The sequence below is a fragment of the Proteocatella sp. QWL-06 genome (assembly GCF_058684135.1).
Genome location: NZ_CM178755.1, coordinates 1793324 through 1809510 on the forward strand (window position 1 = coordinate 1793324; position 16187 = coordinate 1809510).

The window sequence follows — 16187 nt, forward strand, 5'->3', positions numbered from 1 at the left end:
GTGTATAATTTTTGTGAATCTTTATAATATTCTATTATATTGAGACAAAAAAGGCAACCTTTTTTATTTCAGATTAAAAAAATTCCCAAAATCATAGATTCTGGGAATTTCTCTATATATCTGCATAAGCAGAATATTATCTTTTTGAGAACTGAGGAGCTCTTCTCGCTGCCTTAAGTCCGTATTTCTTTCTTTCCTTCATTCTTGCGTCTCTTGTAAGGAATCCTGCTGCCTTAAGAGCTGGTCTTAATTCTGCATCTGCCTTTAGAAGCGCTCTTGATATTCCGTGTCTGATAGCTCCAGACTGTCCAGTGAATCCTCCACCGTTAACATTTACGAATACATCATATTTTGATAATGTATCAGTCATCTGAAGAGGTCTGCGAACGTCTCTCTTAAGAGTCTCATATCCAAAATATTCTTCTATGTCTCTTCCGTTGATTACTATATTTCCCTGTCCTGGTAAAAGTCTTACTCTTGCTACAGAGCTTTTTCTTCTTCCAGTTCCATAATATTGTACCTTAGCCATGAATGTTTCTCCTTTCCTGAATTATATCTCTAAAGTTTCTAATTTTTGTGCTGCATGAGTGTGCTGTGGTCCAACAAATACCTTAAGTCTCTTAAGCATTGGAGATCTTAATTTAGATTTTGGCAGCATACCGTTTACAGAAGCCTTGATAACTTCTTCCGGTTTCTCAGCAAGCATTCTTCTTAAAGGAGCTTCCTTCATGTTTCCGATATAACCTGTATGGTGTCTGTATATTTTCTGATCAAGTTTCTTTCCTGTTACTGCTATTTTCTCAGCATTTACTACTACTACGAAATCTCCGCCATCAACGTGTGGAGTATATGTTACTTTGTTCTTTCCTCTTAAGATATTCGCTATCTCAGTTGAAAGTCTTCCTAATGTTTTTCCCTCTGCATCGACAATATACCATTTTCTTGTAACTTCTGCAGGTTTAGAAATGTAAGACTTCATTCTAATTCCTCCTTAAATAAATAAGCTCACTATAGTGTATGAATAAAGTCCGGGGCAGTGGACATATAATTTACACATTCTTTAAGATTATAAGGCATTTAGAGCTCCTTGTCAATAGAATAGCACACATTTTTTAGATACAGACCCATTGCAGGTGCTGTCGGGCCAGCAAATTCCCTCGATCTGGACTCGAGAATTTTTTTTACGTCTGTTTCTCTTCCTCTTCCTGCTTCTATAAGAGTTCCCGCAATTATCCTCACCATGTTGTATAGAAATCCGTTCCCGGTTATCTCCATCTCTATTATGTCTCCATTCTGCCTGAGTTCAAGAGAATATACCGTCCTCACGAAATTCCTTGCCGAAGATCCTTCTGACTTGAAAGCAGAAAAATCGTGTTCACCGACAATGAAGCGGGCCTGTTCTCTCATCTTGTCTATGTCAAGGCTTCCCTTTACATAATAAGACCTGTTTTTTTCAAACGCTCGCCTGACGTCTCCTGTCTGAATCCTGTAGATGTAGGTCTTTCTCTTTGCTCCAAATCTGGAATGAAAATCGTCATCTGCCTGAACGCTCTCTATTATCCTGATATCCTCATTTAATTGCGAATTGAGAGCGTATTTGAGCCTTTCAGGGGGTATAGATGTATCAGTGTGGAAATTGGCAACCTGTCCAAGGGCATGGACTCCTGCATCCGTTCTCCCAGATGCAGTAAGTTCTGATTCTTTTCCTGTAATTTTCTTGATTGCATCCTCAATTGCAGCCTGCACGGTATTTGAATTTTGCTGTTTCTGCCATCCCGAAAAAGCGGTTCCTATATATTCTATCGTAAGTTTTATGTTCATACGTTCGTACTCCTCTTGCTTGTTGACTTACATTATTATAACAAAACTTTGATGGAAGTACAAATTTATTTGTGACCGCATTTTTTGCAGACATTTTTAACAGATTTTATCATATTTTACAGATTTTATCATATTAGACGTTGCAATTTTTTGACAATTGTAATATAATCATTGTTAAGGTTATAATAAATCATTGAATGAGGGGGTTTGATTTTTTATGGTGCCACGTCTGCTTTTACTTTTTGCTTTTTTTATTATTTCATGCAAAGTTTTTCAGGTCATACATATTGAGATTTTCAAAAAAAATCTGTGCAACGATGATTTTTACAGTGGCGGACTTAACGCTCATTCAGATAAATCACAAACCGCGCGCAGATCTTTTGCACAGCGTGCTGTGCACAAATCAAAAAGACCAGACAGGACCAGACCCGCTGCCAGAAGCAGATACTCATCCGGTGACAGCAGAAACGTTACATATTCCTCATATGAAGCATACAAGAAAGCTGGCAATAATTTTAGATAAGATATATCAAGATGGGCGAACCCCATCTTTTTTTCGTGTCTGGAGGTATTCAAATGACATTAAGCAACAGACTTGATAATGTGAAGCTTTTCTATTTCATATCGTTTTCAGCGGCATTTTCTCAGGGAATCTTCAGCATGTTTGCAGGGCTGTATCTCATAGGCATAGGCTACAGTGAGTCCGTAGCCGGTAATATACTCTCCATCAATACGCTTTCCATAGCGCTTGGATCGGTAGTAAGCGCATACCTTATCGAGCGCATCGGCAGGAAGAGGAGCTTTTACCTCAGCTGCACTCTCATATCCGTCTCCATGGTCTTCATGGTGGCCTTCAGAAGCCTGACAGCAATAACTGCCTTCGTTATCCTGAATGGATTCGGCCTCAGCATAAGAGCCACGGCGGAAGGCCTGTTCCTTGCGGAGAACACTGAGCCTTCAAACCGCCTTAAGGCCTACAGCCACAATTTTGTCATAACATTTGCAGGATTCATGGCAGCATCCTTTGCCGGAGGCCATCTGAGCACGTTCTTCAGCGATACGCTGATGCTCAAAAATTCCATTTTTTACATATCGCTGATATCTTCTGTATTTACCATGCTGTTTCTTTTTCCTATAAGCCTCATCACTGAAAATAACACCTCTCAGGCTCGAAGCCTGAGAGAATGCATAAAGGGGTTCTCTATCATCAGAAGGTCCGATATAGCCCTTTATATCCTCTATTATTCACTCACAGGCATAGGTGCAGGCATGGTAGTGCCATTCTTCAGCATATATCTCAAATATTCCATGTCGCTCACGGATGCTTCGATCGGATCCATCCTTTCATTTGCTCAGTTCGGATGCATAGCCGGAGGGCTCCTCGTTCCCTATCTGACCAGAAGCATGGGAAGGCACAGGACCGCGGTCATGTGCCAGCTGCTCAGCATTCCGTTTCTAATAAGCATAGCATTTCCACAGGGAATAGTTCTTGTCTACATATCGTTCTTTATGAGGAATGGCCTCATGAACATGGCGACCCCTCTGAACACAAGCATCTTCATGGATCTTGTGGAGCCCGTGGAGAGATCTAACTTCAGCAGCCTTCTGTCGCTTTTCTCCAGCCTTTCAAGAGCAGGTGGAATAAGCATAGGCGGCTACATGATGCAGCATTTCAGCTATCACAGTCCCTACTACCTTACTACAATTCTCTACCTGAGCGCTATAGGGGTATTCGTGTATGTGACCAGAAAATCAAAGAAGGCAGCATAAAAAAGACCGGGTTCCTTTCAGTTGCGAAAGGTCTCCGGTCTTTGATTTATCATATAATTATATTACTCTGCTACATCTTCTTTTATAGGCTTCATCGTAGGGAACGGTATTACGTCTCTTATCGATGCTGAGTTTGTCAGAAGCATTATCACTCTGTCGATTCCTATTCCAAGTCCGCCTGTAGGTGGAAGTCCTACTTCAATAGCGTTCAGGAAGTCTTCGTCCATATCATGTGCCTCGTCGTCTCCAAGCTCTCTCTGCTTCATCTGATCCTCAAATCTTCCTCTCTGATCGATCGGGTCATTGAGCTCTGAGAATGCATTTGCAATCTCCCATGTATTCACGAATGCCTCGAATCTGTTAGTAAGTCTCGGATCCACAGGATTTCTCTTTGAAAGCGGAGAAATCTCTACCGGATGGTGAGTTATGAAAGTAGGCTCGATAAGGTGCTGCTCGCCGTATTCTTCGAAAAGAAGGCTGATTATGTGGCCTCTTGTCATCTGTGAAGCTGTAAGCTCAAGGCCCTTTTCCTTAGCGGCCGCTATAGCCTCTTCATCTGTCTGTATCTTGTAAAAGTCCACTCCTGCGTATTCTTTTACTGCATCTATCATAGTCATTCTCTTCCAAGGTGGCTTGAAGTCTATCTCTTTTCCCTGATAGTTTACAAGAGTGCTTCCTGTAGCAGTTTCTGCCATATGTGCTACGAGATTCTCAGTAAGCTCCATGATCTCCTCGTATCCTACATATGCCCAGTAAAGCTCCATAGCTGTATACTCAGGATTGTGCTTTATTGACATTCCCTCGTTACGGAACATTCTTCCCATCTCATATACTTTTTCAAATCCGCCTACCACGAGTCTCTTCAGATAGAGCTCGTTCGCGATTCTCAGGTACATGTCTATATCAAGCGTATTGTGATGCGTAACGAAAGGCCTCGCATTGGCTCCACCGGCTATAGTGTTCAGTATAGGGGTATCCATCTCAATGAATCCTCTCTGATCAAGATAGTCCCTTAGGGCTTTTGTAGCCTTGTTTCTTAAAAGGAATGCCTTCTTTACTTCAGGATTTACTATGAGGTCTACATATCTCTGTCTGTATCTCATGTCCTGATCCTTGAGGCCTGAATGCTTGTCAGGAAGAGGCTGAAGAGATTTCGTCAGTAGAACTGCCTCAGTGGCTCTGATTGATATCTCGCCCTTTTGAGTCTTGAACACTGTTCCTCTTATTCCTATTATGTCTCCAATGTCGTTTGTTATGAAATCATTGTAGCTCTCTTCGCCTATCTTGTCCGCTCTTACATATATCTGAACACGGCCCTCTGAGTCCTGAATCGTAACGAATGTAGCTTTTCCATGTTCTCTCATGAGCATGATTCTTCCAGCTACTGCTACGTCCTTGCCTTCGAGCTCGTCAAATTTTTCGAGTATATCTACACTGTGGTTTGTAAAATCAAATTTTTCATGAACATAAGGATCTTTACCCTGTTCCTGAAGCTTTTTAAGCTTATCGATCCTTACCTGCACAAGTTCGTTATAATTAGCTTCAATTCCCATTTTCTTATCCTCCTGTTTTTTTATATTTTTATCTGATGCCACTGCTGGCTGCGCTCTGCAGCGCATTACAAACTACCTTCTTATTCCGATTACTTTTGCTTTCGCTATTCCATCAGGAACGTTTACGCTAATCTTGTCTCCTACCTTCTTGCCAAGAAGCGCGCTTCCTACCGGAGACTCGTTTGAGATCCTGTCCTCTGAAGGGTCTGCTTCAGCAGATCCTACTATAGTATATTCTTCTGTCTCTACAGTCTTGTCATTAGGATACTTGATTTCAATCTTTACGATAGATCCTACAGTAACCTTCTCATGGTCTATAGTCGACTCATCTATTATCTTGGCAGCCCTGAGATGATTCTCAAGCTTGAAGATTCTTTCTTCCATCTGAGCCTGCTCATTTTTGGCTTCATCATACTCCGCATTCTCTGAAATATCCCCAAAAGATATGGCAACCTTGATTCTCTCAGCAACTTCAGCTCTTCTCACAGCTTTGAGATATTCAAGCTCTTCTACGATCTTGTCATATCCCTCCTGGGTTAAAAGTATTTCTTTATTGTTATCCATTTTTCCGTTTCCTCCAGTATATATTACTATTTATGATCTTATATATTTTTAACATTATACATAACTAGTCATTTTGTGTCAAGCTGAGCTGATAATCTCTGAGCATCTGCCTTACTTCATCAGCGTCTACTATATGGTTTATGTCATCACGCATTCTCGCGCTTCCGTACATGCCTTTGAGATACCACCCTATGTGTTTTCTCATTTCTCTTACGGTTTTATCCTCGCCCTTGTACTTTATCGAGAGGTCATAATGCTCAAGCATCACGTCTATCTTTTCCGTGTCCGGTATATCCCTTACAGGACTGCCTTCAATGAAATCCCTTATCTGGCTGAATATGAACGGGTTTCCCTGAGAGCCCCTGCCTATCATGTAGGCATCCGCTCCGGTCTTTTCAATTATATTTACGGCATCGCCGATTGAAAATATGTCTCCGTTTGCGATAACAGGGATACTTACGCTTTTCTTGACTTCGCTTATTATGTCCCAGTCAGCCTTCCCGCTGTAATACTGCTCTCTGGTCCTTCCATGGACTGTTATGCAGTCAGCTCCCGCAGCCTGCGCATTTCGGGCAAATTCCACTGCGTTCACGCTGCTGTCATCCCAGCCTTTTCGAAACTTTACCGTTACCGGAAGCTTTGAGGCCTTCTTCACTGAATCTATTATCTTAAAGGCAAGCGCCGGGTCCTTCATGAGCGCCGAACCTTCATTGTTCTTAGTTATCTTTGGGGCCGGGCATCCCATGTTTATGTCTATTATCCTGAATCTGTTCATGTCACTGAGTATCGAAGCTGCCTCTGCCATGTACTGTGGCTCATGTCCAAATATCTGTACCGCGACATCTCCTTCTTCAGGCTTTACCTCAAGCATGGAGAAGGTATTTTCGTCTCCATAGCAGAGCGCCTTCGCATTTATCATTTCTGTATAAAGTAGCGATGCGCCATACCTCTTACAAATTACTCGAAACGGAAAATCTGTGACTCCCGCCATGGGTGCCAGAAATGCTTCGCCCTGAGTTACAAAACTGCCTATTTTCAAATCCATACTCCTTAAATGCTCTGTGTGTTCTTTTCGTATATCATCCTGAGTCCTTCGAGGGTAAGGTTCTTGTCAACTATCCTGACATTCTTTGTCTGAGATATTATAAGGCTTGCGAGGCCTCCTGTTGCAACGACCTTTACGTTCTGCTCTCCGGATTCTTCAATCATCTTTTCAACTATATTGTCCACGAGGCCGACATATCCGAAGAATATTCCTGCCTGGATCGCTGTAGTGGTATTTCTGCCTATCGCATTTTTCATCTCGACTATCTCAACCTTATGAAGCTTTGATGCCCTCTGAAAAAGTGCCTCGCTGGAAATCTTTACTCCAGGGGTTATGGCGCCTCCCAGATATTCCCCCTTCGCGTTTATATAGCAGAAGGTGGTAGCTGTTCCAAAATCTATGAGGATAAGCGGAGCTCCGTATTTCTCTACTCCCGCCACGGCGTTTACTATCCTGTCCGCGCCTACCTGGCTTGGATTTTCATATTTAATGTTTATTCCGGTTTTTATTCCCGGGCCTATTACCATAGGAGTCTTTCCGATATACTTTATCACGAAGTTCTCAAGGGAGTGCATCACTTCGGGAACTACCGATGATATTATCACATCCTTTATTGACGAGAAGCTTATCTTGTCAATAAGAAAAAGCTGAGCAATAACTGCTCCATATTCATCGGAGGTCTTGTTTATGTCAGTTCCAACCCTGAAACTGTTTTTGAGAACCTTACCCTCATAAACTCCCAGAACTATATTCGTATTTCCAACATCTACAACTAATAACATATTTTTTCTCCAAGCCTTAGATTTAAATTTTATATCTATATACTAAATATCTGTATACTAATTTTTTACTATTTTCTTTATAGCAGTCACAGATGCTGCAGTAACAACAGCTGCTACTATCATTTCAGGAACTCCGTTTGTTGTAGCTATGCCCATGAAGAAAGCAAATGCTCCTCCCTCAGGAAGGCTCATGGCTTCGACTATTCGCTGTGCATAAAGCAGGTATGCGGTTCCAAGAACAAGCACTGTATTCACGAGAGTACCGAATGCCCCTGACATTAGAAGCACTGTCTTATCATTCCTTACAACCTTTTTCATCGCTGTATAGAAGTAATATGTCAGAATGCCTATAAGCACCCTTGGCACTACTGATACAAGCGGGTTCATGAATATGAACGATATTGGAGTCGGGGTCATGAAGCTCTTTATGAGTGAAGAGATTCCAAATATCAGCCCTACCATGGCTCCCACGAAAGGTCCTTCCACAATTGCTCCGATTATGACCGGTATGTGCATCGTAGTGACATTCGCCAGACCTATCGGAATGAATCCAAGCGGCGTAAATCCAAGCACTACCGAGATAGCTCCAAGCATACCCGTGATAGTCATTTTTTTCGTTCTTCCAGCTGCAAATCCTGTTTTCTGAGTTTCCATTTTCATTAATCCTCCGTTCCGGCTCCTTATGGATGCCGTTCAAATAAATTGGTTAATACTGGCTTTGATTTGATTTCCTTAGTGGAATATCAATCTAACTTTATTATTATATGATATATTTCTACTTTTTTCTACTTTTTATTTGAAAATATTCAAATATTATGCGTCTGCGCCTGAAATGTCCATGCAGCTCCTTATCCCGCCTGCGCTCCTTGCATTTTTCACAGCTGAGATCACGGCATTTCTTACGGCAGTCTGCGCAGCTATGCAAACCTGATCTATGGAGCACTGTATCTCACCTGTGGCCGCAGTGAATATCAGGTCTCCGTCCATGGATGTGTGTATAGGGCTTATGCTCTGTGCAAGCCCGTTGTGAGCTACTTCTGAAACCTTCTGGCAGAGGGCTTTGTCCAGCTTTGCATTTGTGATAACGCATCCTATAGTGGTATTGCCGTTCATGAACTCCCTCGCGTCCACTCCCCCGAGAATTATCCCTGCGGTATCGGCAAATCCCCCATCAGGATTGAGAGCTCCTGCTATTATGCCGGTTTCGTCAAATACGTCTCCTACGGCGTTCACGCAGATAAGCGCTCCCACCTGCAGTCCGTTATCAAAATTCATCTCATGATAGCCAATTCCGCTCTTCATGGAGTTCTGAGGACCCATTATCTTTCCTACCGTCGCCCCGCATCCTGCGCCGTAGTTTCCAAGCTCAAACTGCTCACTGAGGCTCTGGCATGCCTGATATCCCATTTTGAAATCCGGCCTTACGCCTGGATTTCCTATTCCAAGATCGAATATTATCGCCTGAGGTACTATGGGGACTCTCACATCTCCCACCGCTACTCCGATTCCTTTTTCTTCGAGGTACTTCATTACTCCGCCTGCCGCATCCAGGCCATATGCAGAGCCTCCTGAAAGCACTATTGCGTGAACCCTCTCAACCGTCTTTCCAGGCCTGAGAAGCTCTGTCTCATGTGTCCCCGGCGAAGAGCCCCTTACGTCAAGCGAAGCTGCTGCGCCGCCTTCAAAGGCTATTACTGTTACGCCTGTGAGCGCGTCTGTGTCCTGAGCGTGTCCTATCTTTACTCCTTTTATGCATGTTCTTGCAAGTTTGCCCATACATCCTCCTTGATCTCTCTTAGAATTAATCGGGTAGGAGGTAGATAATTATTTTATCTACCGACCTCCCACACCACCGTGCGTACCGTTCGGTACACGGCGGTTCTCTAGTTTTCACATACTTTCAGATAATAGTCAGTCATGGAAATGTTTCCAAGGCTGGCTATTACTTTGTTTGTAAGTACACTATTTAGCATAAGCGCTGCGCGCCATATTCCTTTACGGCAATTTGCCAGTTGGTGTACTTTAGACTTGGGCACCCCGAATTTATTTATCATCCGGTATCTAGTTTTTACTTTCTTCCATTGTTTCCAGTATATCGCTCTCAGCCTCCGGCGTAGCCATTCATCTGTAGTAATGAGCAGCTTCTTCATATCTGCCATCGCAAAATAGTTCACCCATCCTCTAATGAACTGCGTCAATTTCATTGCTCTGTACTCATTTCCCCATCCATTATTTCTTGATGTGAGTTCTTTCAACTTTGCTTTCATTTTAGCTGCTGATTTAGAGTGTACTCTCAGTCTACATTTTCCTTTGTATCTGTAGAAACTGTACCCCAGATATTTCACTTTGCTGATGTGTGACACTTTGGTTTTCTCTCGGTTTACTTTAAGAAAGAGTTTCCCCTCTATATATGGCACGATATTATTCAAGGTCCTCTCTGCACTCTTTCTGCTTTTGCAAAATATCATGCAGTCATCCGCATAGCGCACGAACCTGTGCCCTCTGCGTTTTAGTTCCTTATCCAGCTCATTGAGCATGATATTGCTAAGAAGTGGACTTAATGGTCCCCCCTGAGGCATACCAACATCTGTCTTTTCGAACATACCTTTGCTGATTATTCCCGCGTTGAGATATTTGTGAATGAGTGATATTAACCTGTTATCCTTGATGGTTCGTGACAACAGTTCGATGAGCTTACTCTGACACACGGTATCAAAGAATTTCTCCAAATCCATATCAACCACATATACATATCCGTCGTTAACATTCTGCTGGCACTGTTTCAGTGCATCATGTGCACCTCGTTTTGGTCGAAAGCCATAACTGTTTCCGCTAAACTGTTCCTCATAGATTGGGGAGAGCACCTGTGTTATTGCCTGTTGAAATACGCGGTCAACGACAGTTGGTACTCCCAGCTTACGAAATTCGCCTTTTGTTTCTTTTGGTATTTCTACCCTACGGGCTGGTTTGGGTTTGTATTTCCCTTCCATCCACTTTCTTTCTTACCGAGCAACAGAGGGACAACATTAGTGATCAACAACAGCTCACAAAAAGCCACCATATACAACTATGGTGGCTCGTTATCAATAAGAATTTGAATGAAAGACTTTTATCGCAAGGAAGGGCTTGTGCTTAATAATTTAATGCAAGGTCCATGACCGGTTGCAATAAATTGGGGAGAAATCTGTTTTAAATCATTAACCAGTTTTTCTCTAGATTGAGCATCAGGAATCCAATCGATACCGCTACCTGCGACAGCCGACTCCCAATCTTTTTCGATGACTTCGTCATGTATTTTTCCCATGCTGAACATCAAATCGCTACTAAAGAAAATCTCTTGTTTGTTTTCAAAGAAGAGTAAACCCTCCCATAGATGCATTTCGGATGGATAACTTATAAAGCTAAAATCAAAATCATTTCCGGATAGTTTTTCTCCGGGCTTCTTTACTATTACATTATAAGTAATCCCAAAACCAAACAGTTGTCGTGAAGTCACTTCGGAGCAAACAGTAGCTGCCTCAGGAAATTCTTTAGCCAAGGCTGATAGTCCGCCGCATTCATCTGATTCAAAATGCGACACAAAAATATATTTTAGAGGACGTTCACCCAATAGCTGTTTAATTTGAGGAATAATTGTTTCGGCGTTTCTAGCTGTTCCTGTATGGATTAGGATTGGTTCTTCCGTTAAAAGCAAATATTGATGCGTCGAAAAGTCGGCCATTTCCAGATACTCCGTGAATTGATGAAGGTTATTATGAATTATTGTCATTTGATTTTCTCCTTTTTATATATTGTTATATAGATTATACTTTATATTTTTGACAGCATCCTGTCAGGGTTTCATCGAATAAAAAAATAAATTATATAGGCTTGATTTATATAGAAAGCTTAAAATATTTTCTAAGTTTCACTCCTAGATGAGTTATCTCAAAATTAGCTTGCCATGTTTCCATGCCTTTTGCAGAGCAAGATTCTACTTGCTCTTGAACATAGTCACTGTTCTCACTTCTCACTTCGACTTTAAATCCAGGGTTGTCATAAATAAAGCAAACTAGCAGTATAGCTCGTTCATGGTCTGATAAACTATTAGCTAATTCATTAATGTGCTTTACAAAACGGTCTGTTGAATTAAACTTTCCAATTTTCTTAGTCTTGATATGATCTCCGATGTCCACTTGCAGGCTCGTTAAAGGGGTTTTTACTTCAATGTAAATATTGTCGGCCAGAAAATCCATCTTTGAAATCCCAAGCTTTACCTCTCTTCGAACCTTATCAATTTTAATTTCGCCCGTCATCCCTGAGAATCCCTTATTTTTTACCTAAATTCTACGTCGTTTTACGAAAACCATTAAAAATCGATATTTTCGCTGAACCTACGAAGAATTCAAGTAGTTACTCCTACATTTTAACATTATTCACCCCCCTTCCTCAACACATTTGAATAAGACCTAAATTCTACGTCGTTTTACGAAAACCATTAAAAATCGATATTTTCGCTGAACCTACGAAGAATTCAAGTAGTTACTCCTACATTTTAACATTATTCACCCCCCTTCCTCAACACATTTGAATAAGATATACCCATTATTCTCAATTAAGTTGCAAATATCACAATTCTAGGTTCAATTAATAAACCACTCGATTCATTCAAGCGATTCAAGCGCCAATTTATCAATCGTTACGACTCTAAGCAGATACATTTTTTATACACCTCTTGATAAGGATATTTGCTTGAGAGCTTCATAATCACAGACCTAGCTGTTTTGATAATTTTGGCCGCAAGAAAAACGTATTTCAAGCGAAATGTCTTTATCTGCTGCCTATATTCAGACACATCCAAGTAGTCAAATTTGAAGAGTAAAAACAGATTGTATGAAAGCATCATCATTTGGAATACTGCTTCATTTGCCCAGAATGATTTCAAAAGCAAGTGGCCTACTGACATGTCGTATTTTGCTTCTTTGATATAGTTTTCAGCATTGCCACGCTTTTCATAGGAGAGAACCACCGCTTCTGACTCTAGGTCTGTATTGGTGACAAAGAAAAAATAGTCGTACTCTGAACCTTCTAACAGGCTTAACTGAGCTCTTTCTTTTTCGGGTTTCAGAACGCGAGACACGACAAATCTTCTTTTTTTCTTCCACTTATCCAATTTTATAAGCAGCTCAGCGGTTTCTCTGACGTCTATACCTTTAAGAAACACAGCAGAGGAAGCGGTCACTTGGGAGACAAGTGTTGCATAAGCTTTAGCTTTAATTAAGTATTTGCAACCAAGAGACTCGATTGTTTCAATGATTTCTTCATCGAAGTAGCCACTATCCATACGGAAAAAGATTTCCAAGTTTTGAGCTTTAAGAGTGGCAACAATCTCTTTAATCAGTTCAGCAGCACCATTTGCGGTGTATGCATTACCACTTCTAACAAAACCAGTGACATAGGCTTTGAGTTCATCACAAAAGGCAAACTGGACATTGTAGCATCGATTGCCCAGCTTTTTAGGATTGTAACCTTTAGTAGCGCCTTCTTGGTGGCCTTCTACATTAATGACACTGCTATCGATATCAATAGTGATGGATGTCAATCCACTTTTAGAAAGTAGCTTTTTAAACACTTTGAAGTTGATTTCTCTGAACATTTGCGTCGTTTTGAAGCTGAAGTTGCTTAAAAAACGCGACACGGTTTCAGGCTCTTTAACAGAAATATCGAATTCACGAACAAGGGGATCATTCTTTAAAAGTTTTAAACGTTCGAGCTTATCTATGCCTATAAAATGACCAGAGAGCATGGTTTTAACATGATTCATTTTAATCTTGTTTACAGAAGCGCTTTCAAAAGTGAGGTCATTTTCAATCATCTCAAAAATGCCGTTATTTTTAGTGTTCTCTAGCATCAGAAAAAGTCCTGCATTTGAGGTAAGATTTTTAGCCTTAAACTCGATTTTATTTATCATAAGCCATCTCCTTCACAACACCTCTATTTGTTACATTTTTACCCATCAAACAAGACAAAAAACATACAAATAGATGTTAATTTGCTGCAATTTTCTTTCACCCATTGGGTGAAAGAATGGTTTTGGCTTAACGATTATAAATACTTGCTTAAAGGGTTATATGAGTAGATTGCACGTAGAATCTAGGTTCCATTAACTTCTGTACAAGTTGCTTTTTGTTGTCTTTGAGAAACGTTAGAAGTTCATCCACGCTCATCCCATCAACACCGCCTGCGCCTTTGTTAGACTTTACCCTTTTGTATGCCTTGTTAAGGTTATCCGGGTGTAATATCTGTTCCATAAGTTTATCCGTCTGAATACATGTGATGGTGTCGTTGTTTTCAGCAATCCTCGAATGATTGGACACTTCTGCATTTTCTTTCTGTTCCGCAGATGCCCTTTGCAGATAGCCCTCAGTATGAAGTTGTCTGTCCTTAAATTCATTCTTAGTTACATTCATTTACTCACACCTCCTTGTATAATGTAGTTAGTAATTTATGGTTTTAATTCAACTAATAAAACCCGAACATTACGAACTACTAATTTTTTTGTATATATTTCAAATCCTGGCGGATTATTGAATATATTATATAAAATTTATTCCTTTTTGAAAATTCAACTTTGCCAAATGTAGTATAATCTTTATTGAATAGAGGATAGATGTACACCTCCTGGGAGGATCACAGTATCCCATACCCGCAAATTAGCGTATCATTCCATCAGTAAAAATTCTATGTTTAGCTGGTTGGATTTCCCGAAGGGAATTATCCGTGTCACAAACAAGGTTGTAGAGTTGCTGATAGAAGGTGGAATCTCTAATTCTATCTCAATATATTAAATAAGGAGATACTGGAAATGAACAAATATATTAATAGACCAGTTGTAGGAATCGATGTTGCCGCAGAATTTTCAATGGTTGCCATTTTGGCACCTGACGGTGAGGTATACAGGAAATCATTCAGGATAAATCATACTTTGGATGGATTTGAATATTTAGCTTCTGAAATAAAAAAAGTGGAAGAAAAATATGACATGAAGGTTGCCTCCTTCATGGAATCCACTGGCGTGTATCATATATCTCTTTTCCACTTTTTAAATGATAATAAGTTTGATGTGTTCACTATCAATCCTCTTATCACTAATTCTAACAAAAATTTCGATATTAGAAAAGTGAAAAATGATAAACAAGATGCACTTGCTATTGCTAAAATATGCAAATTCCAAAATATCAAGGTATCCAATAACTTTGATAAAGAGCTGTATACATTGAAATCACTTTGTCGTGAATATTACAAGCTTACCGATACCAAGTCTACATTCAAGAAAAAATTATCTAATGAATTAAGAATAATTTTCCCTGGCTATTTAAATATTTTTTCTGATACTACATCAAAATCATCTTTACAGATATTGAAGCAGTATCCAAGACCCGACGATATACTTTCAGCTGACAAAACTGAAATCATAAACCTTCTGTTGAAACTTTCCAGGAAAGGCATGAAATACGCTGAAAACAAATATGCTCTTCTGTTTGCTGCCGCAAAAGAATCCCTTATCACTGGAGTATCATCAGATAGTCTGTTTGTTAAGTTGAAAGCTAATATAAGCATTATAGAGAACTTTGAAACTCAAATAGATTTACTTCTCTGCGAAATCAAAAATCTGCTTTCAAGTGGCAGAATACCGACTGATATTCTTAAAAATATTGAGTTGCTTCAATCAATACCTGGTATAGGTGAAGTAACTGCTATAACAATTATAAGTGAAATTGGTGATTTTAAAAATTTTGCAAAATCAAAAAAGCTGGTTGCATTTTTCGGACTTGATCCTTCGGTAAATGAATCCGGAAAATTCAAAGGCTCCAATAATCATATTTCTAAAAGAGGAACACGCACGGGCCGAAGAGCTCTTTACGCTGTCGCTCTTGCTTCGGTTAGAAGCAAACGAAATGGTCTTGCAACAAACAGCGTACTTCTTAACTATTACAAAGAAAATATGAATGGTAAGAGCAAGAAGGTAGGCATTGTTGCTGTCATGAAAAAATTATTGGGTTATATATTTTCCATATTAAAGAATCAAAAGTCATATGAAATTCGTCACCCTGAGCTACACTGTAAGATGTATGTTGAAAATCAATATCTGCAAGTAGCCTAACGGCTGAATACGAACCATTTAAAAGTCAGGCCATTCAAAATTCGAATATTTTTTTGGCCTATTTGTAGTACCATAAAACCATAAATGAATTTTTATCAAAAATCATTGACAATTACTAGCTGGTCTAAAGTTCAGTCCTTCCCGATTCATTTGCAACTGAATTGGTACTATGACCTCTGCTGACTTCTCATGATAAATCTTGTTTCAACCATAACTGCAAAATGTTCTATTGCCCCGTTATGTCCATGAGACCTCCCCAGGTAAGAGCGCAATCTTCCTCTCCATATATCTGCCACATTTACTACAGTTAATCCCGGGTAGTTATTGGACTTTGACTTGTAATGCAGCCTTATCCTTAACTGTAGCCTGATGTGATTTCTGTTCGTCAGACCAGAGATTTGCCTACACCTTCCTTCAGATTCCACCTCGCGATGGACACCCTTGGTGTTCAGCTATGTCTTTCCCACTACCGGGGCAGACTTGGGACTTTAACCCTTGAGATTGCGCCC

General features: G+C 40.3%; 16 protein-coding genes. 2 read left to right on the forward strand and 14 right to left on the reverse strand.

All coding sequences use genetic code 11. The features are described from left to right. Positions 1 to 136 precede the first annotated feature (136 nt). The 3 genes from rpsI to truA form a co-directional block, all read right to left on the reverse strand. On the reverse strand, positions 137 to 529 hold the full coding sequence (rpsI, locus tag AC4PGZ_RS08515; protein WP_492158214.1) for a 30S ribosomal protein S9: 393 nt from the start codon (positions 527 to 529) through the stop codon (positions 137 to 139). 21 nt (positions 530 to 550) lie between these two features. Continuing rightward, complete coding sequence (rplM, locus tag AC4PGZ_RS08520; RefSeq protein WP_492158215.1) at positions 551 to 979, reverse strand: 50S ribosomal protein L13; 429 nt, start codon at positions 977 to 979, stop codon at positions 551 to 553. A gap of 98 nt (positions 980 to 1077) precedes the next feature. Continuing rightward, positions 1078 to 1821 (reverse strand): tRNA pseudouridine(38-40) synthase TruA, encoded by a 744-nt coding sequence (truA, locus tag AC4PGZ_RS08525; protein ID WP_492158216.1) that lies wholly within the window; start codon positions 1819 to 1821, stop codon positions 1078 to 1080. Between the two features lie 576 nt (positions 1822 to 2397). On the opposite strand from truA, the gene AC4PGZ_RS08530 reads away from it, so the two are divergent. Next, on the forward strand, positions 2398 to 3591 hold the full coding sequence (locus AC4PGZ_RS08530; RefSeq protein WP_492158217.1) for an MFS transporter: 1194 nt from the start codon (positions 2398 to 2400) through the stop codon (positions 3589 to 3591). A gap of 62 nt (positions 3592 to 3653) precedes the next feature. Here the strand turns inward: AC4PGZ_RS08530 and lysS are convergent, their stop codons facing one another. The 11 genes from lysS to AC4PGZ_RS08585 form a co-directional block, all read right to left on the reverse strand. Then, entirely contained in the window at positions 3654 to 5144 is a 1491-nt protein-coding gene (lysS, locus tag AC4PGZ_RS08535; RefSeq protein WP_492158218.1) for a lysine--tRNA ligase, read from the reverse strand. Between the two features lie 72 nt (positions 5145 to 5216). Next, positions 5217 to 5708 carry a transcription elongation factor GreA gene (gene greA / locus AC4PGZ_RS08540; protein WP_492158219.1) on the reverse strand — a complete coding sequence of 164 codons (492 nt, stop codon included), beginning with the start codon at positions 5706 to 5708 and terminating at the stop codon, positions 5217 to 5219. 64 nt (positions 5709 to 5772) lie between these two features. Beyond that, positions 5773 to 6747, reverse strand: a complete 975-nt coding sequence (gene dusB / locus AC4PGZ_RS08545; RefSeq protein WP_492158220.1) for a tRNA dihydrouridine synthase DusB — start codon at positions 6745 to 6747, stop codon at positions 5773 to 5775. Between the two features lie 11 nt (positions 6748 to 6758). Further along, positions 6759 to 7535: a type III pantothenate kinase gene (locus AC4PGZ_RS08550; RefSeq protein ID WP_492158221.1), complete on the reverse strand. Its 777-nt coding sequence runs from the start codon at positions 7533 to 7535 to the stop codon at positions 6759 to 6761. Positions 7536 to 7592: 57 nt separating this feature from the next. Then, a complete protein-coding gene (locus tag AC4PGZ_RS08555; RefSeq protein WP_492158222.1) occupies positions 7593 to 8195 on the reverse strand; it encodes an ECF transporter S component in 603 nt (200 codons plus the stop codon). 153 nt (positions 8196 to 8348) lie between these two features. Beyond that, positions 8349 to 9311, reverse strand: coding sequence for a P1 family peptidase (locus tag AC4PGZ_RS08560; RefSeq protein ID WP_492158223.1), 963 nt, complete (start codon positions 9309 to 9311; stop codon positions 8349 to 8351). A 107-nt stretch (positions 9312 to 9418) separates the two neighbouring features. Next, the gene (gene ltrA / locus AC4PGZ_RS08565; protein WP_492158224.1) at positions 9419 to 10525 is read right to left on the reverse strand and encodes a group II intron reverse transcriptase/maturase; all 1107 of its coding nucleotides are present in this window, start codon (positions 10523 to 10525) and stop codon (positions 9419 to 9421) included. A gap of 119 nt (positions 10526 to 10644) precedes the next feature. Next, positions 10645 to 11304 (reverse strand): oxygen-binding di-iron domain-containing protein, encoded by a 660-nt coding sequence (locus tag AC4PGZ_RS08570; protein WP_492158225.1) that lies wholly within the window; start codon positions 11302 to 11304, stop codon positions 10645 to 10647. 106 nt (positions 11305 to 11410) lie between these two features. Beyond that, the gene (locus tag AC4PGZ_RS08575) at positions 11411 to 11830 is read right to left on the reverse strand and encodes a DNA/RNA nuclease SfsA (RefSeq protein ID WP_492158226.1); all 420 of its coding nucleotides are present in this window, start codon (positions 11828 to 11830) and stop codon (positions 11411 to 11413) included. A 383-nt stretch (positions 11831 to 12213) separates the two neighbouring features. After that, complete coding sequence (locus AC4PGZ_RS08580; RefSeq protein WP_492158227.1) at positions 12214 to 13485, reverse strand: IS1380 family transposase; 1272 nt, start codon at positions 13483 to 13485, stop codon at positions 12214 to 12216. A 148-nt stretch (positions 13486 to 13633) separates the two neighbouring features. Continuing rightward, complete coding sequence (locus AC4PGZ_RS08585) at positions 13634 to 13984, reverse strand: hypothetical protein (protein WP_492158228.1); 351 nt, start codon at positions 13982 to 13984, stop codon at positions 13634 to 13636. A gap of 395 nt (positions 13985 to 14379) precedes the next feature. Here AC4PGZ_RS08585 and AC4PGZ_RS08590 point away from each other — a divergent pair, with 395 nt between their 5' ends. Further along, the gene (locus AC4PGZ_RS08590) at positions 14380 to 15678 is read left to right on the forward strand and encodes an IS110 family RNA-guided transposase (protein WP_492157849.1); all 1299 of its coding nucleotides are present in this window, start codon (positions 14380 to 14382) and stop codon (positions 15676 to 15678) included. Positions 15679 to 16187 lie beyond the last annotated feature (509 nt).

What these genes read in the sequence shown, in the direction of transcription:
- AC4PGZ_RS08560 (WP_492158223.1), bottom strand. Translation starts at nt 9,311, where the DNA reads ATGGGCAAACTTGCAAGAACATGCATAAAAGGAGTAAAGATAGGACAC.
- truA (WP_492158216.1), bottom strand. Translation starts at nt 1,821, where the DNA reads ATGAACATAAAACTTACGATAGAATATATAGGAACCGCTTTTTCGGGA.
- AC4PGZ_RS08575 (WP_492158226.1), bottom strand. Translation starts at nt 11,830, where the DNA reads ATGACGGGCGAAATTAAAATTGATAAGGTTCGAAGAGAGGTAAAGCTT.
- AC4PGZ_RS08580 (WP_492158227.1), bottom strand. Translation starts at nt 13,485, where the DNA reads ATGATAAATAAAATCGAGTTTAAGGCTAAAAATCTTACCTCAAATGCA.
- AC4PGZ_RS08555 (WP_492158222.1), bottom strand. Translation starts at nt 8,195, where the DNA reads ATGAAAATGGAAACTCAGAAAACAGGATTTGCAGCTGGAAGAACGAAA.
- greA (WP_492158219.1), bottom strand. Translation starts at nt 5,708, where the DNA reads ATGGATAACAATAAAGAAATACTTTTAACCCAGGAGGGATATGACAAG.
- AC4PGZ_RS08585 (WP_492158228.1), bottom strand. Translation starts at nt 13,984, where the DNA reads ATGAATGTAACTAAGAATGAATTTAAGGACAGACAACTTCATACTGAG.
- rplM (WP_492158215.1), bottom strand. Translation starts at nt 979, where the DNA reads ATGAAGTCTTACATTTCTAAACCTGCAGAAGTTACAAGAAAATGGTAT.
- AC4PGZ_RS08550 (WP_492158221.1), bottom strand. Translation starts at nt 7,535, where the DNA reads ATGTTATTAGTTGTAGATGTTGGAAATACGAATATAGTTCTGGGAGTT.
- lysS (WP_492158218.1), bottom strand. Translation starts at nt 5,144, where the DNA reads ATGGGAATTGAAGCTAATTATAACGAACTTGTGCAGGTAAGGATCGAT.
- AC4PGZ_RS08570 (WP_492158225.1), bottom strand. Translation starts at nt 11,304, where the DNA reads ATGACAATAATTCATAATAACCTTCATCAATTCACGGAGTATCTGGAA.
- AC4PGZ_RS08530 (WP_492158217.1), top strand. Translation starts at nt 2,398, where the DNA reads ATGACATTAAGCAACAGACTTGATAATGTGAAGCTTTTCTATTTCATA.
- rpsI (WP_492158214.1), bottom strand. Translation starts at nt 529, where the DNA reads ATGGCTAAGGTACAATATTATGGAACTGGAAGAAGAAAAAGCTCTGTA.
- AC4PGZ_RS08590 (WP_492157849.1), top strand. Translation starts at nt 14,380, where the DNA reads ATGAACAAATATATTAATAGACCAGTTGTAGGAATCGATGTTGCCGCA.
- ltrA (WP_492158224.1), bottom strand. Translation starts at nt 10,525, where the DNA reads ATGGAAGGGAAATACAAACCCAAACCAGCCCGTAGGGTAGAAATACCA.